The organism is Methylocystis sp. H4A, from assembly GCF_015709545.1.
In the GTDB taxonomy this organism is placed as follows: Bacteria; Pseudomonadota; Alphaproteobacteria; order Rhizobiales; family Beijerinckiaceae; genus Methylocystis; species Methylocystis silviterrae.
Window position 1 is genome coordinate 249641 of the sequence record NZ_JADNQY010000026.1, and the last position, 24837, is coordinate 274477.

The following is a 24837-nucleotide window of genomic DNA, read 5'->3' on the forward strand; positions in this document are numbered from 1 at the left end:
GTCGCTTCCGCGATCTAGATTCGTGCGAACCGACAATGTGGCCTGCCAAGGATTGGATGAGGGACCACGTCTCCGATGCGTCACGCCTCGTTATAATAAGCGGCGCTTTTCGCAAGGCGATCCGCGCGTTGAACGCAATTAAATGACCAGCGCACTCGCGCCGGACAGATCAAGCGTTTGGCATATCCATTCTGCTAAGTCGAACGGAACGAAGTGGTGAGCGCGTCCGATCTTTCGAGTTGAGCCCTTTTGCCGAGGCGCATCGGTGCCTCACGAATTCCTGTTGCCAAAACTCAACGCAAATGCGAAATTTTGAAACAGGTTTGAGGAAAGCTCTTCATTAGGCGAGAGCCGAGGGCTGACCGAAGCGCGCGTCACCAAATATCGACGAAAGTGCAATGAGTTTTGGACATTGCCGTAAATTTAATGGGAGACTGCGGTGCTCACGCTCATAATTGGAATCCTTATTATCGTCGTCCTTGGGGCGATCTTGTTTTGGGTGATCGATAAATTCTGTCCCGATGCGCGGCTAGCACAGCTACTCAAGCTCCTCGTCGTGCTAGTCTGTTTGGGAGCGATCATAGCCCGGGTGCTTCCGCTACTTGGGTCTCCTTCATTTCTATAGCAGCATCAAGTAAACGAAAATCCCGAAGGGCTAAGCAACTTCCTGGATGGAATTCCCCTTGAAACGCCCTGTTCAGCGGGTGGATTGCCCGCAGTGCATTCGCGCTCGGGTCGCAGACAGGCCGCAATGAAGCCGAAGCTATCACAGCGTCACTTTAGAGCAGCGAGCGCAGGATTAGCGAGGCTTCGAAGCCCCTGGCAGCATACGTCTCAGAGTGCGATCGCGAAAAACGAAGTGGTGGACGAACGCCGCTCCAGCATGGAGCGTGGCGAGGATGATAAGTCCGTTCGCTAGAGTTTCATGAATTTCCTTCATGTCGTGTGCAAACGGTTTGTTCTTCGTCCACGGCGATGCGATATCGAAAACGCCAAGCACGGAAAGCGCGTCGCCATCCGCAAATTGCGTCGCGACGCCAATGGCGACAACCGCCGCAAGCAGCACGTAAAGCGCAAGGTGGACGATTTTGGCGGCCAAATCGCCCAATCTCCCCAGCGGCGTCGGTTCTGGAGACGGCGGCGCGTTGATTAGACGCCAGCCGACACGAAAGATCAAAAGGATGGCGATCAGCTCTCCCGCAGAAACATGGACTAATTCCCCGAGATCGCGGGCTCTCCCACGTGGCAGGCTTTCGCCCACGGTCCCGAGCACCCATGCGACGCCAACAAGAAGCACGGAAAACCAATGAACGATTTGGACGGCTGCACCGTAGCCTCGCAGAGAATTGCGCCATTGCATTGAGGGCCTCACTGTATTTTCCGCGGACCTTTATCAAAACGACATAATTGTTCACTTCGGCGAATTTCAGTCGAACGCCGAGAAGCGATGCGGCAAATTGTATCGGAGGAACGTCATGAATCCACATTGGTCGCTTCCCACGCCGCAGTTGGCGCGCGCAATGAGGCAGCCGGCCCTACTAGGCACAACAAGCCCACGACGATCAACATGACGGCCATATAGTCGAAATCAATTTGCGACAAAATCCCCGGCCGTAATACGGCGTAAGGTCACATGCTCAAGGCGCTCATTTTACTGTCGCGAAAGTTTTCGAAAGGGGTCACAATTGAAATCTGATTTACACCGAGGCCTCCCAAACGCCTCGGAGCTAGCTGTGATCGAGGAATCTCCTCGACAACTTAACATTTGGGCCTAGTTGATCCTCTTGGGACGCAGAAGCAGCGCGGCACGCCCGCGTTGGGGCGGACTCGACTCTGTGTTTCTGAAAATCTGTGTTTATGAAAAAGGGAGGTCGAAATGTGTAAGAGTGTGAAATCTGTCCTGGCCGCGTTATGCGGGGTGACCGCGCTGGCGGCTCTACCGACGGAAGTTTTGGCTGGCCCCATGAGCGCCGCGAGTCCAACGAGCGTTGGACTAACGACGTCGTTCGAACAAGCTTACTATCGGGGCTATCGCCGCGGTTATTATCGCCGAGGCTACGGCATTCCGGGCGCCGCGATTGGCGCAGCGGCTGGCGTCGCGGGCGCCGCGGCCGGCGTTTTGGGCGCGGGAATCGCGGGCGCATCGGGCTACGGCTATCCCGGCTACGGCTATGGCGGCAGTTCGTGCTGGCAGTGGGACCCCGTCGCTGGTTGGGTGTGGGCCTGCCAATAAAGCGCGCGCCTTATCCTGCGCCGCAATTGGACGCGAGGCCGCAACAGCTACCGGCCTCGTGGTGAACCGAGTGGGGGCGACTTCGGTGGGATAAGGACGCTGAGCGTGCCCTACTCCTTTCGGTTGCGGTTGCATCGACAAAATGTTGTCGCAGCGACAGTGATGCCCTCGGCAGGTTCTCAGCCTTTGGACTCTGATCCAGCGCTAACCTGTCCGTCCAATTTTCATGGATTGCTCCTGCTGATGCCGTAACCGTCGCGCGCGACGTTTTACTGCCAACGCCTTGCCGATCCGATCTGGATTGGCGAGGCCTATGCAGGCCGTGGGTTAAATGTCGCATGCGCGATCGAGACAACGAGTCCGCGGGCACTGTTCGCCATTTCAATTTGCGCCTTGATCTGTTGCGCGAGCGCCTTCACAAGCGTGCTGCCCAAGCCGTCAGAAGGGGCAGCTGTATTGTATCCTTCCGGCCTGCCCACGCCATTATCGGACACCGTGAGCTGCCAGTTGGAGCCGGATGTCTCGTATTTGACGAGAATCTCCGCGTCGGGGCGGCTTTGAGGAAATGCATATTTCACGGAATTGATAACCAGCTCCGTCACGATCAGGCCAAGACTCACTGCTTCGGTCGAGGGAATGAGAGCGCGGTCGAAAGCGTATTTCAGGGATATTTGCTTCTCCTCGCCGATCATCGAGGCCGCGAGGCCGTCGCATAGCGTGGTCAAATAGGGATCGACTTCGACGAGTTCGGTGCGGCCTGCCGTGTCGATGTGCCGCTGCAATGTCGCCACCGACATAACGCGGGAGTAGGCGTCCTGCAGATGTCGGCGCGCCTCTTCCGAGGTCGTCACCCGAGTCTTAATCATGATGATGTTCGCGATGATTTGCAAACTATTGAAAATGCGGTGCTGCATTTCCAGGAGCAGCACTTCCTTCTCCCGTAGCAGCGTCCTGGTTTCATTGAGAAGAGACTCCTTCTCCTTCTCTATGAAACGTCGATGGGTCACATCTACGAAGGAGAGCAAAATAGCTTTGTGAGCGCTGCTCGTGAAGAAGACTTCTCGCGCGTTCACAATCACGACGCGCTGTCCGATGCGAGGAAACTCGGCATCTATCTCAAAATCTTCCGCAATGGCATGCTCGGGCAGGATTTTATCTAAGAGCGAAGCCAGGCGCGGGACCTTGAAACGGCCGTCTAAAATCTCATAAACGGAACGTCCGATGACCTCTTCGGGGGTGACTGCAAAATTATGGAAAAAGGACCGGCTAGCTACGGTTACGCCTAGATGACAATTAAGCACGAGCAGAGGATCGCGGACCGTGTCGACGACCGCCTGGGCGAGCACCGGGGCGTACTGCGGGTCTAAGGGCTCGATTGTGATTTCGAAATATCCTTCCTGGCGCTTTTTAATACGCGCAATTGGTACGAAAAAACCTTGTTGCAATTTGGCTCAGGCGCGTTGGCCTAAGGCCGGCGCGAAATCCGACTGCGTCGCTGCTACACTCACACCACGTACGCGGGTCTATAGAGCGGTCACGGGCCGAGGCCCCTCTAAAATTTTCCTTCCTACGCTAGAAATATAGCAATTCCAACGTTCCGAGTCATGCCGCCCCGCCAGGTGGTCGAGAAACGCAGCCAATGCCGACAGTCGAAGCCTCCAAAACTCTCATGGTTTGCGTAACACGTCGAAAATCCGCCCCGCGGACAACTAAGATCGTGACCGTCATGGCCTCATGATAACAGGCGTACCGACGCTTACGCGATCGAACAGATCAATCACATCCTCATTCAACATGCGGATGCAGCCGTAGGAGGCGGCGGAGCCGATCGATGCGCGCATCCTTTTGGTCGTCCCGTGAATCGCCACCTGGAAGCGGCTGAGGGTAAGAGCGCGAGCGCCCATGGGATTGTTCGGCGCACCGCCGCGAATAAGGTCCGGCAATTCCGGATGGTCGCGTTTTACAATCCATGGCGGAGCCCAGTCCGGATTGACGTACTTACCGATAATCGTGGCGGAGCCGGACCATTCCTCGCTGCTCTTTGGCACGGCGATCGAGTAGCGAATTGCGACGCCTTCATCCGCGACGAAAAAAAGTTTGCGATGCCGCGTGTCAATGACAATCGTGCCCGGCTCGACGGACGATGGAAAGGCCACCATATCCCGAGCGGCGCTGATCGACGGCAAGGCGGCGGCGCCAACGACGAGCGCCACGCCGACAAGGAGAATGCGCAACAAGCGAGCGAGACGTTCCGTAAGAGCCGGAGCGCGTATTTGAGACGATAAGCTACTCATGGCGTCTTTTTCTGAAGGTTAAAGGCAGCCGGGCGATTGCGTCGCCGCAAATATGGCGATGGTGGCGGTCGCTTTCCGGTCGACCTACGTTATTTGCTTGGCCAGAAGACCGACTTTAACGCTTCATGCGGCTGAAGGCTCAGTTGGACAAGCGTTCCGATCAAGATGAGCGTTCCCGTTAAGACGAGGGCTCCCGCCACGACTAACGCCGTAGCGACGAGCGCGCTCATGAAAGGCCCAAGAGGATGCGGTCTGGGCTCAGACGCCTTGGTCTTTCGAGCTCTGATCGGCTTCGAAAGACCTGCAGTATTGATGGACCAGAAGAACCATATCTTGCCCATTTCCGTCGCCACAATATAGCCGAGGACGATAGCGACAACGGCGCTTATCTCAATCGCCGAGAGCGGCACGAAGCCGAACACCGAGCTCAGCGCCCCGAGGAAGGGGATGGCCAAGGTCGCGACCGCTACCGCAAGCGTTGACCACAACAGCAACTGACTCGGGCTGCTTCGAAAAGCCGGCTTGTGGGTTCGCAGGACGAGAACGACCGCGAGTTCGGTCAGCAGCGAAATCATGAACCATGCGGTCTGGAACGTCGCCTCGCCGGCGTGGAAAACCAGGAGCAGCACCGCGAAGGTCAACATATCGAAGGCCGAACTGATCAGGCCAAAGACAATCATGAACTTCTGGATCTCGCTGATGCTCCAGCGCTGCGGATGGGAGACCCGGTCTGCGTCGACATTGTCGCTGGATATCGCGATCGACGGCACGTCGGAGAGGAAATTATTCAGCAGAATCTGCTTGGCGGCAAGCGGCAAGAACGGCAGCAGCGGCGCCGCCAGCGCCATGCTGACCATGTTCCCGAAATTCGCGCTGGTGGTGATCGAGATGTATTTCAGCGTGTTGACGAAGGTCCGCCGACCATCCTCCACACCAGAGCGCAACACGTCCAGGTCGCGGTCGAGCAGGATGATGTCGGCGCTTTCGCGGGCGACGTCCACCGCCGTCTCGACCGAGATGCCAACATCGGCCGCATGCAGGGCCGGCGCATCATTGACGCCGTCGCCGAGATATCCGACCGAATGACCTGTCCGCTGCAGGGCGCGGACGATCCGCTCCTTCTGCTGGGGATCGATCTCGACAAAGAGGTCTGTCCGTGGCGCGAGATGCCACAAAGCCTCGTCCTTGAGTTTTACGAGCTTTTCGCCGGTGAGCATCGACGTTGCATCGAGTCCCACAGCCTTCGCCAGATGCGCCGTCACATAGCGGTTGTCGCCGCTGATCACCTTGATACGGATGCCTAGCCGATTGAGATCGTCGATCGTGCGCCGCGCGTCCGCCTTGGGCGGGTCGTAGAAGACAAGAAAGCCACGAAAAGTCATCTCCCGTTCGTCGTCGCGGTCGTAGTCCGCCTTCACTGGAACCTTGCGAGTTGCAACGGCCAGAACACGGAAGCCTTCAGCGCTCTTGGCCTTGAAGACATTCTCGAGTTCCGCGCGCCGCTCGGCGTTCGCCGGAACCTCGACGCCGTCGCGGTCCAACGATGTGCATATGTCGAGCACGTTCGAAAACGCCCCCTTGGTGATGAACAGGCGCTGTGACGGCGCTCCATCCTCCGCCACGACGATGGTGAGTCGGCGACGCATGAAGTCGTAGGGGATTTCGTCGATCTTGGCGGCGCCGCGGGTCGTTAGCCCAATGTCCTCGCCCGCAGTCACAATCGCTTCATCGAGCGGGTTTTCGATGCCGGTCTCGAAGGCGGCGTTGAGAAAGGCGAGCCGTCGCACCTCAACCGAAGGCTGGCTTCCGGCGTCGAGGACGTCGCGCAGAACAATGGCGCCTTCGGTCAATGTGCCCGTCTTGTCGGTGCATAGGATATCCATGCTGCCGAGGTTCTCGATGGCGTCGAGCCGGCGGACGATGACGCCGCGCTTGCTCATGGCCCGCGCACCGGCCGAAAGGGTCACGCTGATTATCGCCGGCAAGAGCTCAGGCGACAGACCGACCGCGAGCGCCACGGCGAACAGCAGGGACTCGATCACCGGGCGGTGGAGTAACAAGTTCACAGTCAGCACGAAGAGAACGATGACAATCATCACGCGGACGAGGAGATAACCGAACTGCCGCACGCCGCGGGCGAAGTCGGTCTCGGGTTGGCGCGCCCCCAGCCGCGCCGCAATAGCGCCGAACTCGGTCCGGCAGCCGGTGCTCACGGCAAGGACCTTCGCCGTGCCGCTGCGCACCGAAGCGCCGAGAAAGACGGCATTGGTCCGTTCAGTGATAGGCGCGTCGGGACGAACTATCCCGGCCCGCTTCTCGACCGGAAACGACTCGCCGGTCATGCTCGCTTCGCTGACGAGGAAGTCCTGCGCGTCGATCACGAGCCCATCAGCCGGGATTAGATTGCCCGCCGAGAGGAGGATGTGGTCGCCGGGCACGATCGCGCTGACCGGCGCCGTCTGCTCCACCCCATCCCGCACCACGCGGCACGTCAGCGCCAGGCGCTTCTTCAGTTCATCGACCGCGGTGGACGCCCGATATTCCTGAAAGAAGCTGAGGAGCGAACTGCCCAGGACGATCGCCAGGATAATGGCGGCATCCACCCATTGCTGAAGCGCCAGCGAAATTGCGGCGGCGAACGCCAGGATGAGGACGAGCGGGCTTTGGAACTGGCGCAGAAGGACGCGAAGCGCGCTCAGGCGTGGGGCATCCTCGACGCTGTTGGGACCGACGCTTAAGAGCAGCGCAGCGGCGCGATCGGACGATAGTCCGTTGGGACCCGACTCCAAAGCTGCGGCCAGCTCGGAAGAATTATGGCTCCAGTAGGGAGTTTCGTTCGCGTCCCAGGTCACTCTCGGTCCTATCTGCGATCGTTTGTAGGCGAACGTCGCTAGTCTGCTCCTCGGCCTCGCTTCACGCGAAGCCACACGGCGTCCATCAAAATGACACGAGAAAAACGATCCCATAAGAGTTCACAGGCAGACAGCGATAGTCTCACATGAAGGCGCCGATCGCGCCAAGATGCAGGGCCATCTATGCCGCCTTGCCGGTCATCCCAAGTTGAGCTTTGAGAACGAATATGACTAACGGCATTGTTCCAACCGCGATCGATGCGCGGCTCCTGCGCCACTTTGCGAACCTCTCCTTTGGCTTCTGGACCGGCCCCACGCGCCGCAAAGCGAAGCTGTTCGTGGCGGGGCTCTTTGCCTGCCTGCTGCTCAATCTCGCCCCGGCCATCGCGGTCAACCGATGGAACAAGTTTTTCTTCGACGCCCTGCAGAACAAGGACCAGCGGCTGATCTTTCTCAGCATCGGCCTGATGCTGGCGCTGGCCTTCGCCTCTGCGTTGACGAGCGTCGCGCTGCTGCAGATGCGCATGCGCTTTCAGTTGCGCTGGCGGGAATGGCTGACTCAGACGCTCGTGCGGCGCTGGATGGAGCGCCGCCGCTTTTATCAGCTCAGCGTCCTTCGGCTCGTCGACAATCCGGAAGCGCGCATCGCCGAGGATGGTCGGATCGCTATCGAGCTCTTCGTCGACTTTGCGACGGGCGTCACGAATGCTCTGCTCATGGCGGTCTCGTTCGTCAGCGTGTTGTGGTTCATCGGCGGCTCGCTGACGATTGGGGGCATGACGATCCCGGGCTATCTCGTAATCGCGGTCGTCATCTATTCCGCCTCGACGTCCTTCGGAATGCTGCTTTTGGGCCGTCCGCTCGTCGCGCGCGTCGAAGCGAAGGCGGTCGCAGAGGCGGACTTTCGCTTTGAACTTTCGCACACTCGCGAAAACGCCGAAACAATCGCGCTTATCGGAGCCGACGACGCCGAGCGGGAGCGGCATTTTGCGAGATTCAGTCAGGTCGCGCTGCGCTGGGTTGCGGTGATTGGACGGCAGGCGCGCATGCTCTTCCTATCGAGCGGCAATAACGTGCTCGCGCCCGCCATCCCGCTCATGCTAGGCGCACCGAAATATCTCGCCGGCGAAATGTCGCTCGGCGACCTCATGCAGGCGGCGGCCGCCTTCATACAGGTGCAATTGGCGCTCAACTGGCTCGCCGACAATTCGCTGCGTCTTGCGGACTGGTTCGCCTCGGCGCGACGGGTCGCCGCCCTTGACCTCTTCTTCGAGGACCTCGACAAGCTTGCGATCGGAGCTGAGGAGAAGATGATCGATCTCGCCTTCAGCGACGACAGCGCATTGCATCTTTGCGGGCTCTCCATCGCCCAGCATGACGGCACGTTGATGCTCGCGGACACCGATGCGGTGATCGGACGTGGCGAGAAGGTTCTCGTCAAGGGAGATTCCGGCACCGGCAAAAGCACGCTGATCCGCGCTATGGCGGGGTTGTGGCCGTGGGGCAGCGGCCGCATTCTGCGTCCGAAGGATGCGCGCATCGCTTTCATGCCGCAGCAGCCGTATATGCCGCGGGGCACGTTGCGCGACGCGCTCGACTATCCCCGCGGCGACGCGCCGCCCGACCCCGCGCGCACCGAAAGGATCCTCGTTGCCTGTGGCTTGGCTCATCTCGTATCGCGCCTAGACGAGGAGCAGAGCTGGTCCGATGTGCTATCAGGCGGCGAGCAGCAACAGCTCGGCTTCGCGCGCGTGCTGCTAAGGCCGCCAGACATCATCATCATGGACGAACCCACCTCGGCGCTCGACGACCTCAGCCAGACGCGGCTGATGGAACTGCTCTGCGAGGAAGCGCCGGGCTCGACCATCATCCACGCCGCACGCCGCAATGTAGACAAGCGTTTCTACGACCGCGAGATCCAGCTTAGCGCGAGATCATAGTGAACCCGACGAGTAGCTGATTTTCGACGGGCGTTATTATTCGACGCGTTGCCGCCTATCATTTTGGATGTCTTGAGGAGCTTCAAGCTGTGGACCGCCGAAGCGCAGCCGTGATAAGCTCAAAAGTGAAATTCCCTGCGACGGAGATTGCTTAATGTCACTCTCAACATTGCTCATCATCCTCCTCATCATCGTTTTGCTCGGCGGTTTCAGTGGACGTTTTGGCGGCTACGGCTATGGGTACGGGCATGGCGGCGTCGGCGTGATCGGCCTCATCCTGATCGTTCTTGTCGTTCTCATGCTGCTTGGGCGGATTTAATCTCAGAATTGGAACTTCGGATTGAGTCGTCTGCGACTGCACCCGGAAAACCATCTGGTCGGGCGTATCGGGTGGCTGAGAGCCGCGGTTCTCGGCGCCAATGACGGCACGTTTCAACTGCGAGCTTGATCGTCGGCGTTGCGGCAGCCCATACGACTGAGGGCGGCGTCTTGATCGCTGGTGTCGCGGGACTAGTGGCTGGCGCCATGTCGATGGCCGCTGGCGAATATGTCTCCGTTAGCTCGCAATCCGATACCGAAAGGGCGGATCTCGCTCGGGAACGCAGCGAACTGACCGAGAGCGCCAAGGCCGAACTTGACGAGCTTGCCGAAATTTACGTCCAGCGCGGTGTCGATACCGCTCTTGCGCGGCAGGTTGCCCAACAGTTGATGGCGAAAGACGCCTTAACCGCTCACGCGCGCGATGAACCGGGATTTCGAAAATCACTACGGCACGTCCTGTCCAAGCCGCACTGACATCGGCTGCAGCATTTTCTGTCGGCGCCGCCATGCCCTTACTCATGATTCTGGTATCGCCTGCTGGCGATCTTGTTCCCATCGTTTCCGGCGCGTGTTTGTGTTTTCTCGCTCTTCTGGGCGCCATTGGCGCAAGAGCAGGCGGGGCGAATGTTTTGCGCGCCACAGCACGAGTGACATTCTGGGGCGCCTTGGCGATGGCCCTAACGGCCGGTATAGGGGAAATATTCGGCGCGGCTGTTTGAGCATTCTGACGGTAGAAGAAAAAAAGCGCTCGGTCATTCGCGAAACGCAGTAGGTCCTATCACCGCAGTCACAAATCTTTGTGGCTGTGAAGAAAGCGAGCGAGTTGCTCTTTCAGGTCCGCTGTGGTGAGCGGCTCGCCGACAGAAACGGCGCGTGCGAATAGATCCCGCTGGAGTTCCGTGGGTAGACTATTCCAGCGGCTGATGACCGCCGCTCCCAAGCACTGCAAAATGAGTGCTTCTTCTTCCTTGGCCAGATCAGCCCGCATTTCCCGATCTCGGTTCTACCGCCCTCGTTCTCCCATCTGGATAAGGCGCGGAGCAGCGGGTTATCCTTATTTGAAGTTTTTGGTTCCTTGGCCATGACGCAATGCTCTGAATGATATTCTTTTGAATGTCACGGGGTCTCGGGCCCCGCACTATTCAATGATGATAGCAAATATGAAAAGGCGGCCTTTAAGGCCGCCTTTCTCGCGCTCGTGACGAAGTCAGGTTAGGCCTTGTCGACGAGCTTTTTCACCGCGTCTTTGGCCTTGCCGACGGCCTCCTGAGCTTCGCCCTTGAGCTCCTGCACGGCGCCTTTGAGTTCAAGGTTCGGGTTGCCTACTGCTTGGCCGACTCCCTGTTTGACTGCCCCCGCCGCCTGATTTGCCGCACCCTTGATCTTGTCGGTAGTGCTGCCCATGGTCGGTCTCCTCAGTTACGACTGACAATGCGTTATTGCGTATTGCCTCTCGCGATTTGCCAGTAGCGCAATCATAGTCGATCACGAAAAGCCCGGTAGCGCAATGAGTGAGACATAAGACCGCGCCGGCCCTTTGCGCTAGTTGCGAGCCTTCAATCACTTCGCGTCACTCGTGATGCTCATTGGCGCGGCGCGCTCCGCTGACGTGAAGAGATACAAAATTGATAGCCCCTAAACCGGAAGAGCGCCTAGCGAAGGACATCCAAAGAAGAGCGTAAGTCAGGGAACGTTCATTTGCTCTTGATGCTCGGCGTTCCAAATCCGATCATCATTCTCCTGGCGCTGATCCGACATTAGCGGCGGATCAGGAGGCAGCGTTGCCGGCGTCTCCGGATGGATGCTTGAGCGCCGGCCAAGCTTACGATCTTCGTGCGGACGGCTGCTCTAAACTCGATCGGTGTCGACTTCGTCGATCCGTGTGTCGACGAACGTCAACGAGATTGTCGTCATCGGCCCCACCTCGCCCAGGCTGGACACGATCGAGAACCTCAGCGGACGCGAGATCCACGTACGCCTTTCAAGCAGTATGCGGACCGTCTCGCGGTGGCCAAAGGCTTGAAGCAGATCGCACTCATGCCGATCGATGAGAACCTGAGGATGAAGACCTCGTCTATGGTGAATGCCAGACTGCTACCTTATGTTGTCGTCGGCGATCACAAAGCCACATATAGTCTGGAGTCTTTCCCAAAGCGCTCCCACGCAACGACCTTGTCGTTAGCGAAGGCGGGGGGCCTGGGCGATTCCCAACTACAACCCGGAGATCAAGTCCGCGCTAAACGCATTCATCAGGGAGCATCGGGCCAATACCAGCTTCGGCGCCACGGTCCGGCGACGCCACATTCTCTCGATCCGGGCTCTGCGAGACATTTCGGCGACGATCGAGCGAGGAGACAGGATATGTCCTTTCGGGCTGACAACGATGCATACGAGGCGTGGCTTCGTAACCAATGCCAAGTGGTGGAAGCAGACCTTGAACATAAACACCAGAAGATGAAGAAGGACGCCTTCACCTTCCTTCGCGCAACATTCTTCCGATGGGCGAAGACAATCGAGAAAATTTGCGCCGATCTAAGTGATGCGCCAGCTGTTCTTAGCGTTGGTGATACTCATGTCGAAAACTTCGGGACGTGGCGCGACGCCGAAGGTCGTTTGGTGTGGGGCGTGAATGATTTCGATGAAGCGGCGGTCATTCCATATCCCCTTGACCTTGTCCGACTTGCGACGAGCGTCAGGCTCGCTCAGGGTTTGGCGTTCAGCAACCACGACGCCGCCAGCGCCATTGCCGCTGGGTACCGGAAGGGTCTGGACCAACCGAGGCCAACGCTGCTCGATGAGAACGCAGCCTGGATGCTGCCGTTCGTGGCCTGCACCGACGAAGAGCGGGAAGAATTCTGGGACGAGGTCAGGAAGTATCCGGCGGCTATCCCGCCGGATGAGGTCAAGAGCGCTCTTCGTTCGAGTCTCCCCACGGACGCCGTCGTCGAGAGGTTCGCGTCGCGCAGAAAAGGCGGCGGAGGATTAGGCCGACCACGCTTTGTAGTAGTCGCGGACTGGCGCGGTGGGAGCGTCATACGGGAGGCAAAGGCGTTAGCGCCGTCAGCATGGGAATGGGCCCATGGCGCAGGCGGGCGACCGTCTTCTTTTCTCGATATTGCTACAGGCAAATATCGATCGCCTGATCCCTTCCTTCGTGTCCATGACGGCTTCATCGTCCGGCGGATTGCGGCAGATTCCCGAAAGATTGACCTCGGTGTCAACGCAGGCGCCAAGTTGAACCTCCCATTGCTCGAGGCGATGGGCTTCGACCTGGGCGCAATCCACGCCGCTAGCGAAGAGCAAACGCAAGCCATTCGCAGCGATCTGGACGCGCGCTCGGTCGATTGGCTGCACGGCGCTGCTAAAGTTGCAGCCGAAAGTGTAAAAGAGGACTATGCCGCATGGGCAAAGCTGATCCCGTCAATGATTGCCGCTTTTCGCGACTTCCTTAATGTGGACGATAACTCCAAGTAGAACGATGAAGGACGAATACTTCCTCGCGCCGACGTCAAATCCTTGACCTGAATCTTCTGATCGCGCGCCTGCCTTGCCGAGAGTCTGCGGTGAGGGCCGCAGTCAGGTTCGGGCCGGCGTTAGATTGGGGACTTACGCGACCACTTTTTCGCGGGCGGCGACGTCGTAGCGCTAAATCTATGGGCAGTTAGGGTTGTGAATCTGTAACCGACCGAAAAACCGCCTCTTGAGGCCATGGTTCCAGCGACGGCCATACGTTACTGGGTGTCGAGAGATCATTCGTCATCAGTCAAGAATCAAGTCGATTGCTTTGTAAGTCATGGATCAGATGACTGAGAGACGGCTCGTCGAGGTCGTGCAGAACATCTGCCAATCTTTCATCGCCAGATCGCCCCGGAGCGAATCCGCCCCCATAGGTCTGACGCAATGAGGATATGAGCGTATTGCCATGTTTCTTGCTGATTCTGCCGTTCTTGTCTCGATGGCGGCCGTCGAGTCCCGGTTGCTTTGTCATGACCGTTTCCTCGGGTCGAGGGGAAAAAGCCCCATCACGACTCATCTGGGAATTGACCCGGTCGAGGACGGCCGCGGCCGTGGGCTCTGAGAGAGGCGCCGCGTTCCCCGCGGCTTCGGTCTCGGCCACCGCCTCCGCCTTTGCCTCGGCGTAGAGATCCTCGGCGGTCTCGGCTATTTCGCCACCCCTGATCCGCGCCTCGTGCATCGCGATCAGTGCTGCTTTCAGCGCGGCTTTCGCGGCGGGACGTGCGCGTCGCGCGATATGCCGGCCAAATAGCGCGACGCCCGCCGCGCCTATCAGCGCTCCGAGCGCCACGCGCGCCAATGGTGGCGACATGATCGTTTCTCCTCGAACCCGCGCCAATTATGCAGGCTTAGGCCTACCCTAGCTCAACGCGCTAAAGTTTTACCCATGTTAGCCCGTTTGCGCTCGCGCGAATGTCGGCGGCAGGCTGAAGCTCTTTCCCGACGAATGCAGTCATCGACGCGATCCGCGTCCATGCTCAAGATGACGAAGCAAAGCGTTGATGACGAGACGATCTCGGAAGTGCGGCGCCCGGAAGAATCTCCTTGATGCGTATCAGATGTCGATTCGCCGCACGCCTTCCGGAGGGGCGCGCCATAACCCCCGACGACCTGGGTGAGGAGGTGAACCAGCACTCGAGCGATTGCAGCTGGGCGGGCACATGTCGTACGAACAGATGGCTTAGGTAGGAATGACCAAGTGGATTGACTTCGCTTCGCCAAACTTCGGCCATGGCACTTTAATGCCGGCTGCCGTCAGGAACATCTGCGCCACATAAAGAACAATGAACACCCCGACCAAAACGACGAGCACGTTAACAACTGTCCGAAATGGCTCCGCGAGAGGAATGACACGGAGCAAGGTTGTCGCGGCCCACCAAAAAACCCCGATGATGATGACGAGAAAGATGAGTCCTATCAATGTTTCGATCATTGTCATGTCTCCACCAAGCCGACACTGCCCAAATGGCGGCCGACCTTGCGAAAAATATGGGCCTATCTGGCGTTTCAGACAAGGCCGAGCTTTCCAATGATCTGCTGGCGGCGACTTGGCGTGTCATCGCCACCTCTGGACAACGCCTGACGCCCCATCTTCAGCGGCACAAGTGGCTGAGCAGCCTCCCCCTCCCCATTCGGCGCGCGACACTGCATGTCATATACGCGCGGGTGCTCATGCGAGGCGTCTGCTGCGAAATTCTCCCTTCCGTATGTTTGGAGAGGAACATCCGAAGCACGAGAACGAGATCCGCCGCATATTTCGACGCGCCCAAGTCAATCGCCGCACGAATGTCAGAGACAATCATCTTACGTACGGCGCTTGGCCCTCGCTTCAAATTCAAACGGTAGCTCGATAGCAGCGATTGATGCCTCGACGAAAGGACAGCCCCCGTGAAGAGTTCGTTTGTTTCGAGCGCCGCGAACTTTGCGCATTCTTCAAGGGTAATCATCGGATGACTCCACCTTGGCCGCTCATGGCGACTAAATATCGTTGTTTCGTTTGATGCTGACCTCGCATTGCTCGGTGTACTGCGCCGCAAAGAAGAGCTGCGTGCCAGCCAAGCGGAGAGCCGTCGAGGAATGAGTCTTCCTACCAAGACATTGTGAACCCGCTGTGGCGTCGCTCGCACGATGTCATGAAATAAATTTAATCACATTCCGACGGAACATTTCGACGCCCAGTGTTTCTGAAGCACGTGTTTCGCGCGCGCCGTCTATTTCCACGCCCCTGGGCCGTCCGTCATCGCCGCATTGTCGGGGCCGCCGCGCGCCATCAAGGGACAAGCCCGTTGAGCGCACGCTTGTCCGCACGCGCCTGCTGCGACCTCTTCTGGGACGACCCCGGAAGAGGTCGACCTTATCAGCCCTCACCGCTTTCTTCATAGGAGCGCCATCGCAGAGGCGCGCGCATCATCGCGCCAAAGAGCGATTTGAATCTCGGCATCGTTATACAGCTCGACGGCGCAACCACGACCGCCATCTCGATCGACACATCCGCACCCGGCGAGCACACCCTTCTCTACACCGTCACCTCGCCCACCACCGGCCTCACCGGCAGCGCCATACTCACCGTCACTGTTTCCGCCGCCGAGGAATTGCTTGGGCCAGCGGAAGAAGACGCCAATCCCTTCACCTCACAGCCCGCCAACGACAATGCGAATTCCGCGATCACGCTTACCGGCGATCTTCCGTGAAGCAGAATAGCCGCTTCTGTCCATGCGCCCCGCGTATGCACTCTCGCACGCGCAGCGACCGGCTCAAGCCAGATTCTGATTCGTCCATGAGAGGTGTGGATCAGACATTGTGGCCCCATGACCCTGGACGTTAGTCAGCGATCAATATCGCTCCCCGCTATTGCGCTCCAGTGCCGGGCACTCCAAGTAACTTCACACATGACAAGTATTTTCCGAAAGGCGCTCACAAAACGGCGACATGGCGAAGTCTCCGCCTCATCCAATTAGTAGCCTCGGTGCTGTAGGCACATAAGTGCTCGAAGAATTTTTAGTTGGTTCGGTTCGCGAAGGCCGCCGGCACCCGCATTCCGCCCCCAAATCCAAAGGACAATCCAATGAGCTACAAGACCAATCTGTTACTCGCGGTGAGCGCTGTGGCGGCGAGCACGATGATGAGCACAGCGGCATCTGCTACCTATTATTGCAACGATGGAACAGCAGTAACCTACAAGTCCAGCTGCAAGAACTATGGTGGCTGTTGCCAGACGTTCCGCCCTGCGCGCCCTGATTCGCGGGTAAGCACGGACGGCCAGACTAAGAGACGTGCGTTGCCAGGCCGCCAAAACGAAATATTCGACCGCTGGGGCAGGAGCAATCGCTAGGTGTATAGTCGCGAGGTGAACTGGGTCGGCTGAAGCCTGATAGGGCGATGACAATTGAAGCCGACGATCGCACCTTCCATCTTCGCTCTACGGAGCAGGGCCAGGAGAAAAGAACCAAGCCAGTACGATGAGGATCAAAACCGCCGCTGCAAGCCCGACCGCAACAGCAAACGGATGCCGCGCTCTATCCGTGCGGATCAGCGTTTCCGTCTCAGGCGCTGATTGGCGGTCGCTGCCCGTTTGCGGCAGCTCCACTTTGATTTGACCCAGGCTCCCCGCAATCGGAACAGGCTCCTTCGCGACGGCAGAGCCGCCGCTTTTGACGCCCGGCAAAATGCCTTTGTATTGGCTCCACACCCATGCTTGCGGCGTGCTTCCATCAGCGCCCACATGCCCGCTTTCAGTCCCGTCGAAATTCTTAGACATCCTTGCCCCCGCGATGGCATCCGAGAATAAGCCTCGGTCGAGGTTCCTCGCCATTTTATTCTCGACGCCTCCGATCTTGGGACTGTTCTTTCCGCTCCGCAAGATGCGGAGCTTATCGCCGTCTCCCGAAATCACTGACCTACATAATGATTGTGATCACGGGGGCGAGATGCGCAATTTCTTCCGAACGCTTGCGCCAGAGCAATTCGATGCGACTGTCTCGATCCGCGCAAATGGTAGCTATAGCTATTCCTATCACGGCACTCTGATTATCGTGCCTACGCTGATGCAGGCCAGCCACGCCGGCTTCTTGGACCCGGACCTAGATACACGCCTCAAGAAGCTACTGAACTATTGAGCGAGGAAGTCTTCGAAAAGGCCGATTATCTCGGCCGAGGCGCTACGCGGTGGTCTTGCAGCGTTCTCAGGCCAGCGATGAACTCTCATACTTCCCTTCACGCGAGATTCCGGTATTTAGCATACGCCCGCAACCAAACGGCGCGCCATCATGATCGCCGGTTCGCGCCCCGATGCTACCGCCCCCTGCCAACTGATGGGTACGGAAGCAGAGATCGATGGCCGGCTCATCGTGACGCTTGAGCGCGGCGCTACCGTCCTCAATCACAATGCGGAGAACAACTTTGCGACCATCGATCATTTGAGCGAATACCACTGGCGCATCAAGTCGCCGGACGTCGACTCATTCATGACCGTCCTGCCCGCAAAGTGATGCCTCGCCAGCTAATGGCTCCGCGACTACATCAGATCCTCACCGCCGTTTTCATACACTTGCCTCTGCTGCTCCGAGCGCTTCGGCGCATCCCGTGCGTCGATAGCGAGGAGCAGGTACATGCGTACTTTCACACGGAGGCGGCCATGAACATAGCCGCCGTATATCAGCACGTCACGCAATCCATAATCGCCGAACTCGAACAAGGCGCAGCGCCCTGGGTGAAGCCATGGAAAGGCGGCGGCCGCGTCGGCATTATGCCGGCCAATGCCATCACCGGGCATCACTATCGGGGCATCAACGTGCCGATCCTGTGGCATGTGACCGACACGAACGGCTTCCCCTCTCATGCCTGGCTCACTTTCAAGCAGGCGCTCGACAAGGGAGCGCATGTGCGCAAGGCCGCAAAGGGCACGAAGATCGTCTTCACCAAACAGCTCACGGTGAGGAGGGACGACGCCGAAGATGAAGAGCGACAGATTTCGATACTGCGCGCCTTCACCGTCTTCAATGTCGCGCAGGTGGAGGGACTCGACGCGCCCAACGCCTCACTGGGACAATCGCCGCCGCCAGCGGGCGCGGCCGATGCGTTCGCCGCAGCGACGGGCGCAGACATCCGCCATGGAGGAGATCGGGCATGCTTCGTCCCCTCCCTGGATTTCGTCGCGCTCCCTGCCCCGAGACGTTCGAGACCGCAGAGCATTACCACGCAACAAAGCTGCATGAGCTAGTGCATTGGAGCGGCCACAAATCGCGCCTCAACCGCGACCTCAATAACCGCTTCGGCACACAAGCATACGCGGCGGAGGAATTGGTGGCCGAGCTGAGCGCGGCATTCCTCTGCGCTCACCTTGGTCTGCAGGGACAGTTGCGACACGCCGGCTACATGACAGTTGGCTGTTGCTTCTCAAAGACGACGACCGCGCGATCTTCACAGCCGCGTCGAAAGCAAGCGTGGCGGCGGACTATCTGCGTTCGTTCTCCGAGAATTTGGAGGAAGAATCATGTGCGGGCCGCGCTATCTCGTCCTGGACGGCAAGCGCTATCTGTGGGCAGACCTCTTGCGTCTGCGCCAGGAACAGCGCAAAGCCGCCAAGAAGGAGCAGCCGGCACTCTTTTCGCTCAAGGAAGATTGCCGGCCACCGAGCCAGAAGACAGCGTGCGGAAGATACCAACAGCCGACACTGTTCGAGGGCAAATGATGCGATCTGCCCCAAACTCATAGAGCCCCGCGTCGTACTCGGGGCTCTCTTCTTTTTGGTCTGTGTTAGCGCGAATAGGTGCCGCTATGACTGCCATCGAAGCGGCGAACGAGCTTGCCGCCGGACGTGATTTCCAGATCGAGACGTTCGAACTTCATCGGATCTTCCGCGTTGGCTTCGAATTTTGATACGACGAGCGTGACGGTCTGCCCTTCGCGCGACCAGCAGCCGGTGGCGTATTCGTCGAGCGCGCCATAGGCGAGCATGTACTCGAACTCACCGGTTGCTTTCAGCTGAAGTTCTGAACCGACTTCCATCACGCCGCCCATATAGTAGTGACCGGCGAGTGACGCATCGGCGCGCTGGCACCCGGCGGCCGACGCGCCGGATATCCAGCCAGTAGTCTGCAATACAAGGAATGCACATGCGATGGGGTGGCGAAAGCGGATCATTTTTTCTCCAGATATAAGACGGCACGGCTGCTCGTCCGTCTGTCATACTCTCAACGAGCCGCATCGCGGTGCGCCATCGCACAAAGTACGAAGCACAATGCGCGCTTTCAGTAGGACCCCGACGTCAGAAAAGACCGCGAGCAGCAGATACCAAGAGCCGACCCGACAAGTATTAGCGATGACCGCTTCGCGCTTCATAGCCATCGACGGCAAGCAACTCTTGTGGCGGGGATATTCTGCGAATGTACAAGCAGCAGATGCTACGCAATCTGCTCACGGCCGCGCCGCGCGTTGAGAGCGGTGGTCTCCGTTCATCCGCGGAGGCCCCGCTCCAAAGATGGGAACTCCTGATTCAAATTCATAGAATGATACCAATATATTGACATGCGACAAATGTCTCATTAGTAGGCCTATGTAGTGCGGACTAGGTCGAAGGAGGGATCGAATGGCGATGACCCGCGAACAGATGGATCGGAAAATCGACGAGCATTTCGGCTTTGAAGCAACCGATGACGTGGAGGGCGTGCTGGCGACGCTTGCGCCCGATGTCGAGCACGACATCGTCGGCTGGCCGACCGGGCCGACCCACGGTCGTGCGGCCGCGCGCGCCTTCTATGAGGCAATGTTCGCCGACTTGTCGGAAAGCAAGGTCGTGTGTGTAAAGAGACTTTATGGAGACGATTTTCTCGTCGACGAGTCGATTTGGAGTGGAAGAGCTCCAGGCAAGCCTTTCGGATTGGACGGCAAGGGCCGGCCGCTCCAATTTCGACTCCTGCATATCATCGAGTTCGCCGAGAACGGCGATATCAAGCGCGAGAATGTGTGGATTGATCTCGCCGCAATCCTCACGCAGTTGCCGCAGGGCTGATGTGATGGACGCCGAAGTCTCGGGTCGCGCAAACCAGAAAAGACGCACCCGGAAAGGTCTCCTCGAAGCCGCTTCGCGCCTCGTGAAGCAGGGCCGCAAGCCAAACCTGGAGGAGATCGCCGAGGAAGCGCTCGTATCGCGGGCAACGGCGTACCGCTACTTCCCGAACGTGGAAGCGCTCCTTGCAGAGGCGTCATTCGACATCGCTATTCCGGGACCCAAGGATCTACTTCGCGATGCCCCCCCGGCTGATCCGGTCTCGCGTGTTCAGCTGGTCGATACGACGCTTCACGACATAATTCTCGCCAATGAAGCCTCGCTTCGCATAATGCTGGCGCATTCTCTTGAGCGTGCAATCGGCCAAGATCCACAAGACAAACGTCCTGTTCGTCAGAATCGGCGCATGGCCTTAATAGACGCGGCCCTCACCCCCGCCCGACATCGGTTCAGGGCAGGCGCGCTGAACACTTTGAGCAAGGCGCTCGCGCTCATCATCGGGACGGAAGGGATGATCGTGATTAAAGACGTGTTGCAGCTGAACGACGCAGATGCTCGGAAGGTAAAGCGCTGGGCGATCCGCTCACTCATCGAGGCCGCAATGAAGCCGGCCCGCGAATGAAGTCCGAACTGGGGGGTGGCGTATCAATATCTCGCCCACTCAACGGAATTTCAGCCGCCGAGCATAACAAACCCATGCCGCGGCTACCCAATTCTCACGGCTTGATGAGGGGCACCTTATGTGCGGACGCTTTACGCAGCAGCTTAGTTGGGCGGAACTTCACCGCCTCACCAACCTGATCGGCGAGCCGCGCAATCTCGCCGCGCTATAATATTTCGCCAACGACTTCCATCGAGGTCATTCGCGTTGCCGGCGAGGGATGCGAACTTGTCCCCATGCGCTGGGGACTGGTTCCCTATTGGTGGAAGAAATCCCTCAAGGAAGTACCCTCGACGTTTAATGCGCGCGCTGAGCGCGTGTGGCTCGGTGCCTTCAAGTCCCGCCGCTGCATCATTCCGGCCTTCGGCTTCTATGAATTGACGGAGCCAAAATCGGCGCGTGTCCCGCACTGCTTTAGCGCGCCTGATGGCTTGATTGAGGCTGATGTGAAGCGCTTGGGATTGGTGCTTCAGACCCAGTATTAGCTTCGGACGGCTTCTAGTTTGCTGCGCTAACGGAGGATAATCCTCCGTTAGCGATTTTCAACAACTTTCTTGGTGATCGACCCGCAGCGTCCGTGAGATTCTCACCCGAGTCGTCGCAGTTCAATTGGCTTTTTGTCAGAACTTCGCTGCGAACTGCTTTGTGATCCCATCCGTAAGGGCGTCTGCGAACATCAGCATGTGAAGGTGTCCCTCATCGTAGGACTTGATGTCAGCCGCCCAATCCTTGTTAAGCCTGCCGACTACTTCACCTGTCGTCAGCACGAGATGCGTCTCGAGCATGTTCTCCAAGGTCTGCTTCGGCCAGTTGGGATTGGCGCTGCTGAGGAAAGCAGCAATATCCTTGCCGTTCGCCGACCACTTTTTCTGAGCGGCATCCAACTGCTTGCTGTTCGATTTGGCGGCGTCCACGACTTCGGTCGCAATCACAATATGATCGCGTAACAGCGCAGCCAGCTTTTGTCCCGCCTGTTCACCATAGAACGGCTTGATGGCGTTGCCGATGTCGTCCTGATTCTGAAGAAGCCGCTTCGCGACGCTGTCACGATCGGGAAGATCGGCCAGCGCGCTGATAATATAATTTCGTGTGTAAGTGATGTGGTCTTCCCAAAGCTTTCTCATCGCCATCTTCAGTTCGATGGCCGCTTTTGTATCCGCGACAGCAGCGGTCGAACGGCCGCCTGCAGTGTCCGTTTGGGTGCTTTGCGGATCAACAGCGTTAGCCGGTTGCGCCAGCATTCCCGCCAACGTCATCGACGCGGCTGCTATCACCAATGTTGTCCTGTGCATGGAAAATCTCCCGTTCTGAAGCGCGACAGCCCTGTATGAACGAATCTGACAGATAGTCAATATAAATATGCCAAAACATTTTTATATGATATTTATTGCTTATGCCACGGCCGCTTGCTAAAGAGCAAAGACAACAACAGGATCAAACCATGAACGAGATGACTGACGTTACGGAAGGCACGCGACAGTCACTGATGCGCGCGCTGTTGCACAACAAGGGTGGAATGACCGTCCAAGCACTCGCTCAGGCGCTCGACATCAGCCGAAACGCGGTCCGTCAACACCTGAACTCCCTTGAGCGCGATGGTCTCGTCGAGAGAGGGAAGATTCAGCCCTCCGGTGGCCGACCGGAGCAGCTTTACGTATTGTCGAATGACGGCAACGAGCGGTTCGCTCGTAAGTACTCCTGGTTTTCCGAAATGTTGCTACAGATACTGCAAGCGCAGGCTGGGAGTGCCGGGCTTGCCGAAAAACTCGCCGATATGGGCCGCACCGTTGCAGCGTCGTTGCAGGCGCGCCTCGCCGATGCGAGCGGCCCGACAGCTCGTGTCGCAGCGATCGCGGAGATCATGCAGGAGATCGGCTATGACGCCATCGCGAAGCCGGAGAACGGGGAGCAACTGATCGAAGCCCACAACTGCGTATTCCACTTGCTTGCGGCGAAGTGTCCGGAGGTGTGTAGCTTTGACATAGCGCTGCTTTCCGCCAGCAGCGGTTGTAGAGTCGAACATCGCTCATGCATGGTTCGCGGTGGTGACGCGTGCCGCTTCCACTTCATCCCCGAACAAACCGCGCCCGCAATGTAATATCGACCTGCCCGGCGTCAGCGCCCTCGAGACAAACCGGCAGGTTGGAGTCCGCCGTCAAGTCCAATTCTGGCGTCACTCGCGCACATTTTTTGAGACCTGCAATTTTTTTGTTTTCGCGTCCGCGTTCATACGAGACATGCGCGCGCATAGCGAAGTATTCCGAACGGTGACAGGCGCAAAAATTCGATATCAATGGGTGTCCTCTCGAAACGGAGGACATTGATGAATCGAATCATTCTACTGTCTCGACACATTGGTCCTGCTTCCCGACAAGAGCATCGTTCTGCTTTGCACCGATCCACCTTACGGTATCGGCATCTCAAAACGAGGGCAGATCGGCACCGGCCGCCTATTCACCCCGAAAAAGTGGGACAGCAGCGTGCCCCCTAAGGCCTACTTCGACGAAATGCGTCGCGTCAGCAAAGCGCAGATCATATGGGGCGGCAACTACTTTGCGAATATGCTCCCGGCTTCTCGGTGCTGGCTCGTTTGGTGGAAGAATGACGGTCTGCCATGCCATACCTTCGCCGATTGCGAGATGGCCTGGACCTCCTTCGACAAGACTGCACAGGTCTTCAACAGCCGTTGGCGCGGATTCATTCGCGACAGCAAAGAGCCGCGCGTCGGGCATCCCTCGCAGAAGGCGCTCGAAGTAATGAAGTGGTGCATCGCGTCGTTCAGCAAGCCCGGTGATACCATCCTTGATCCTTTCTTGGGTTCCGGCACCACAGCCGTCGCCGCTAAGTTGCTCGGCCGCCGCTACATCGGCATCGAGCAGGATGAGGAATATGTCGCGATGGCGCGCGAGCGCCTGCGCAGCGCTGTTCCGGCAAACGCCAGCAGGAGGAAGGCATGAGCATCGAAAGCCGCATCGCCGCAGCGAAAGAACTGATCCGGAAGCGCGAGGAGATCGACCAGCAGCTTGCGGAGCTTTTCGGTGCCGCAGCGCCGAAGGCTTCAAGCAACGACACACGGGACGCAGCAAGGCCAAATGTCACCCCACGCGAAGACGTCGGTCCGCGTTATGCCGCGCTGTCGACCCCAGAAAATAGGGTTATTGGAGGCGTCCAGTTTTATGCGCGATGGCGCGCCCAATGGGATTAGAACCAGCGAATGGGCAACAAATGATCCCGTGCTTCGTAATTTCGCACATTTTGCTTTCGCGATGCCATGAGAATTCTCTGGACTTCTTTGCGGAACAGAGCGTTGCTTGGGGTCATGGACGGGCAAGCATAGCTCGGAGCCCTTTCTCCTTACCCCGCCGGCACAGCGCCTTGGCGGGGTCGTGTCAGTGACAGCGAATGCTGTGCTCACGACGGAGGAGAACATGCCGAAACTTACTGACAATCAATTGATCATGCTCTCGAAGGCGGCCGCGCGGGACGATGGCGTCGCCGTTGCGCCGCATGGCATGGGCAAGGCGGCGGCGGCGAATATTGGATCGAGTCTCGTCGCTCGTAAACTCATGCGGGAGAGTCGGTCGAAGCCGGGAATGCCGGTCTGGCGCGAAGCAGAAGGAAAGAACATCAGTCTCGTGATCACGCGCGCCGGTCGCGACGCGATCGGGGTCGAAGAAGACGCAACGCCATCCGATTGTTCCGCTCGACAAGCGACGCGGGCCGGCGCCGCCGTGGAGACCCAGAAGGCTAGCGTTGCTGTGCAACCGGAAGAGCATTCGATTGGCGCAGCCCCGCGCACGGGATCCAAACAGGCGCTCGTTGTCGAGATGCTGTCGAAGGAAGGGGGCGTGACAATCGATGCGCTGATGGAAGCAACCGGCTGGCTGCCGCATACAACACGAGCCGCTCTGACGGGGCTTCGCAAGCGTGGTTTTGCAGTCGAACGCATCTCGCACGCGCCTGGAGCATCGCTCTATCGGATCGCGAATCGCCCCTGCCCGGCTCGGGGCTGAT

Annotated in this window: 26 protein-coding genes and 2 pseudogenes; 17 read left to right on the top strand and 11 right to left on the bottom strand. The window is 58.4% G+C overall.

Going from position 1 to position 24837, the window contains the following annotated elements; translation table 11 throughout:
• Window positions 1-799 precede the first annotated feature (799 nt).
• Window positions 800-1360: a cytochrome b gene (locus IYW40_RS14360; protein WP_196401006.1), complete on the bottom strand. Its 561-nt coding sequence runs from the start codon at window positions 1358-1360 to the stop codon at window positions 800-802.
• Between the two features lie 516 nt (window positions 1361-1876).
• Here IYW40_RS14360 and IYW40_RS14365 point away from each other — a divergent pair.
• Window positions 1877-2233 carry a hypothetical protein gene (locus tag IYW40_RS14365; protein ID WP_246720809.1) on the top strand — a complete coding sequence of 119 codons (357 nt, stop codon included), beginning with the start codon at window positions 1877-1879 and terminating at the stop codon, window positions 2231-2233.
• Between the two features lie 311 nt (window positions 2234-2544).
• Here the strand turns inward: IYW40_RS14365 and IYW40_RS14370 are convergent, their stop codons facing one another.
• From IYW40_RS14370 to mgtA, 3 genes are all read right to left on the bottom strand, one after another.
• Window positions 2545-3678 (bottom strand): PAS domain-containing sensor histidine kinase, encoded by a 1134-nt coding sequence (locus IYW40_RS14370; protein WP_196401008.1) that lies wholly within the window; start codon window positions 3676-3678, stop codon window positions 2545-2547.
• A 279-nt stretch (window positions 3679-3957) separates the two neighbouring features.
• On the bottom strand, window positions 3958-4470 hold the full coding sequence (locus IYW40_RS14375; RefSeq protein ID WP_196401009.1) for a L,D-transpeptidase: 513 nt from the start codon (window positions 4468-4470) through the stop codon (window positions 3958-3960).
• 146 nt (window positions 4471-4616) lie between these two features.
• Window positions 4617-7379, bottom strand: a complete 2763-nt coding sequence (mgtA, locus tag IYW40_RS14380; protein WP_196401010.1) for a magnesium-translocating P-type ATPase — start codon at window positions 7377-7379, stop codon at window positions 4617-4619.
• A gap of 227 nt (window positions 7380-7606) precedes the next feature.
• On the opposite strand from mgtA, the gene IYW40_RS14385 reads away from it, so the two are divergent.
• The 3 genes and pseudogenes from IYW40_RS14385 (at window position 7607) to IYW40_RS14395 (ending at window position 10359) form a co-directional block, all read left to right on the top strand.
• Window positions 7607-9319 carry an ABC transporter ATP-binding protein/permease gene (locus IYW40_RS14385; protein ID WP_196401011.1) on the top strand — a complete coding sequence of 571 codons (1713 nt, stop codon included), beginning with the start codon at window positions 7607-7609 and terminating at the stop codon, window positions 9317-9319.
• Window positions 9320-9473: 154 nt separating this feature from the next.
• The gene (locus IYW40_RS14390; protein WP_083909734.1) at window positions 9474-9638 is read left to right on the top strand and encodes a DUF3309 family protein; all 165 of its coding nucleotides are present in this window, start codon (window positions 9474-9476) and stop codon (window positions 9636-9638) included.
• 21 nt (window positions 9639-9659) lie between these two features.
• Window positions 9660-10359, top strand: a pseudogene (locus IYW40_RS14395) (VIT family protein).
• Between the two features lie 68 nt (window positions 10360-10427).
• Here IYW40_RS14395 and IYW40_RS14400 read toward each other — a convergent pair.
• The gene (locus IYW40_RS14400; RefSeq protein WP_196401012.1) at window positions 10428-10628 is read right to left on the bottom strand and encodes a hypothetical protein; all 201 of its coding nucleotides are present in this window, start codon (window positions 10626-10628) and stop codon (window positions 10428-10430) included.
• 224 nt (window positions 10629-10852) lie between these two features.
• Window positions 10853-11044, bottom strand: a complete 192-nt coding sequence (locus IYW40_RS14405) for a CsbD family protein (RefSeq protein WP_175093359.1) — start codon at window positions 11042-11044, stop codon at window positions 10853-10855.
• Window positions 11045-12001: 957 nt separating this feature from the next.
• On the opposite strand from IYW40_RS14405, the gene IYW40_RS14410 reads away from it, so the two are divergent.
• Window positions 12002-13114, top strand: coding sequence for a DUF2252 family protein (locus IYW40_RS14410; RefSeq protein ID WP_196401013.1), 1113 nt, complete (start codon window positions 12002-12004; stop codon window positions 13112-13114).
• 289 nt (window positions 13115-13403) lie between these two features.
• Here the strand turns inward: IYW40_RS14410 and IYW40_RS14415 are convergent, their stop codons facing one another.
• Window positions 13404-13628 (bottom strand): hypothetical protein, encoded by a 225-nt coding sequence (locus tag IYW40_RS14415; protein ID WP_196401070.1) that lies wholly within the window; start codon window positions 13626-13628, stop codon window positions 13404-13406.
• A gap of 708 nt (window positions 13629-14336) precedes the next feature.
• Complete coding sequence (locus IYW40_RS14420) at window positions 14337-14588, bottom strand: hypothetical protein (RefSeq protein ID WP_246720810.1); 252 nt, start codon at window positions 14586-14588, stop codon at window positions 14337-14339.
• Window positions 14589-15582: 994 nt separating this feature from the next.
• On the opposite strand from IYW40_RS14420, the gene IYW40_RS14425 reads away from it, so the two are divergent.
• Window positions 15583-15846, top strand: coding sequence for a hypothetical protein (locus IYW40_RS14425; RefSeq protein ID WP_196401015.1), 264 nt, complete (start codon window positions 15583-15585; stop codon window positions 15844-15846).
• A 728-nt stretch (window positions 15847-16574) separates the two neighbouring features.
• Here the strand turns inward: IYW40_RS14425 and IYW40_RS14430 are convergent.
• Window positions 16575-16967 (bottom strand): hypothetical protein, encoded by a 393-nt coding sequence (locus IYW40_RS14430; RefSeq protein WP_196401016.1) that lies wholly within the window; start codon window positions 16965-16967, stop codon window positions 16575-16577.
• Between the two features lie 454 nt (window positions 16968-17421).
• Between IYW40_RS14430 and IYW40_RS14435 the strand changes: the two genes are divergently transcribed.
• The 4 genes and pseudogenes from IYW40_RS14435 to IYW40_RS21900 all read left to right on the top strand — a co-directional run bounded on the left by IYW40_RS14435 (window position 17422) and on the right by IYW40_RS21900 (window position 18845).
• Entirely contained in the window at window positions 17422-17643 is a 222-nt protein-coding gene (locus IYW40_RS14435; protein WP_196401017.1) for a hypothetical protein, read from the top strand.
• A gap of 146 nt (window positions 17644-17789) precedes the next feature.
• Entirely contained in the window at window positions 17790-18374 is a 585-nt protein-coding gene (locus IYW40_RS21890; RefSeq protein ID WP_246720811.1) for an ArdC-like ssDNA-binding domain-containing protein, read from the top strand.
• Window positions 18281-18472: pseudogene (locus IYW40_RS21895) on the top strand (zincin-like metallopeptidase domain-containing protein); the annotation flags it as partial. The gene IYW40_RS21890 and the pseudogene IYW40_RS21895, both read left to right, overlap by 94 nt.
• 175 nt (window positions 18473-18647) lie before the next feature.
• A complete protein-coding gene (locus IYW40_RS21900; protein ID WP_246720824.1) occupies window positions 18648-18845 on the top strand; it encodes a hypothetical protein in 198 nt (65 codons plus the stop codon).
• 65 nt (window positions 18846-18910) lie between these two features.
• On the opposite strand, the gene IYW40_RS14445 is transcribed toward IYW40_RS21900, so the two are convergent.
• A complete protein-coding gene (locus tag IYW40_RS14445; protein ID WP_196401018.1) occupies window positions 18911-19297 on the bottom strand; it encodes a hypothetical protein in 387 nt (128 codons plus the stop codon).
• A 445-nt stretch (window positions 19298-19742) separates the two neighbouring features.
• On the opposite strand from IYW40_RS14445, the gene IYW40_RS14450 reads away from it, so the two are divergent.
• From IYW40_RS14450 to IYW40_RS14460, 3 genes are all read left to right on the top strand, one after another.
• Window positions 19743-20165 carry an ester cyclase gene (locus IYW40_RS14450; protein ID WP_196401019.1) on the top strand — a complete coding sequence of 141 codons (423 nt, stop codon included), beginning with the start codon at window positions 19743-19745 and terminating at the stop codon, window positions 20163-20165.
• 4 nt (window positions 20166-20169) lie between these two features.
• Window positions 20170-20784, top strand: a complete 615-nt coding sequence (locus IYW40_RS14455) for a TetR/AcrR family transcriptional regulator (RefSeq protein ID WP_196401020.1) — start codon at window positions 20170-20172, stop codon at window positions 20782-20784.
• A 239-nt stretch (window positions 20785-21023) separates the two neighbouring features.
• Window positions 21024-21308, top strand: a complete 285-nt coding sequence (locus IYW40_RS14460) for an SOS response-associated peptidase family protein (protein WP_348644285.1) — start codon at window positions 21024-21026, stop codon at window positions 21306-21308.
• A 135-nt stretch (window positions 21309-21443) separates the two neighbouring features.
• Here the strand turns inward: IYW40_RS14460 and IYW40_RS14465 are convergent, their stop codons facing one another.
• Window positions 21444-22115, bottom strand: coding sequence for an acetylglutamate kinase (locus tag IYW40_RS14465; protein WP_210327295.1), 672 nt, complete (start codon window positions 22113-22115; stop codon window positions 21444-21446).
• A gap of 149 nt (window positions 22116-22264) precedes the next feature.
• Between IYW40_RS14465 and IYW40_RS14470 the strand changes: the two genes are divergently transcribed.
• The 4 genes from IYW40_RS14470 to IYW40_RS14485 all read left to right on the top strand — a co-directional run bounded on the left by IYW40_RS14470 (window position 22265) and on the right by IYW40_RS14485 (window position 24836).
• Window positions 22265-22921, top strand: a complete 657-nt coding sequence (locus IYW40_RS14470) for a helix-turn-helix domain-containing protein (RefSeq protein ID WP_196401021.1) — start codon at window positions 22265-22267, stop codon at window positions 22919-22921.
• A gap of 256 nt (window positions 22922-23177) precedes the next feature.
• Window positions 23178-23780, top strand: coding sequence for a site-specific DNA-methyltransferase (locus IYW40_RS14475; RefSeq protein ID WP_196401022.1), 603 nt, complete (start codon window positions 23178-23180; stop codon window positions 23778-23780).
• Window positions 23777-24028: a hypothetical protein gene (locus IYW40_RS14480; protein ID WP_196401023.1), complete on the top strand. Its 252-nt coding sequence runs from the start codon at window positions 23777-23779 to the stop codon at window positions 24026-24028. The genes IYW40_RS14475 and IYW40_RS14480 overlap by 4 nt, the downstream gene beginning before the upstream one ends.
• A gap of 223 nt (window positions 24029-24251) precedes the next feature.
• Entirely contained in the window at window positions 24252-24836 is a 585-nt protein-coding gene (locus IYW40_RS14485; protein ID WP_196401024.1) for a DUF3489 domain-containing protein, read from the top strand.
• The last annotated feature ends 1 nt before the right edge of the window (window position 24837 follow it).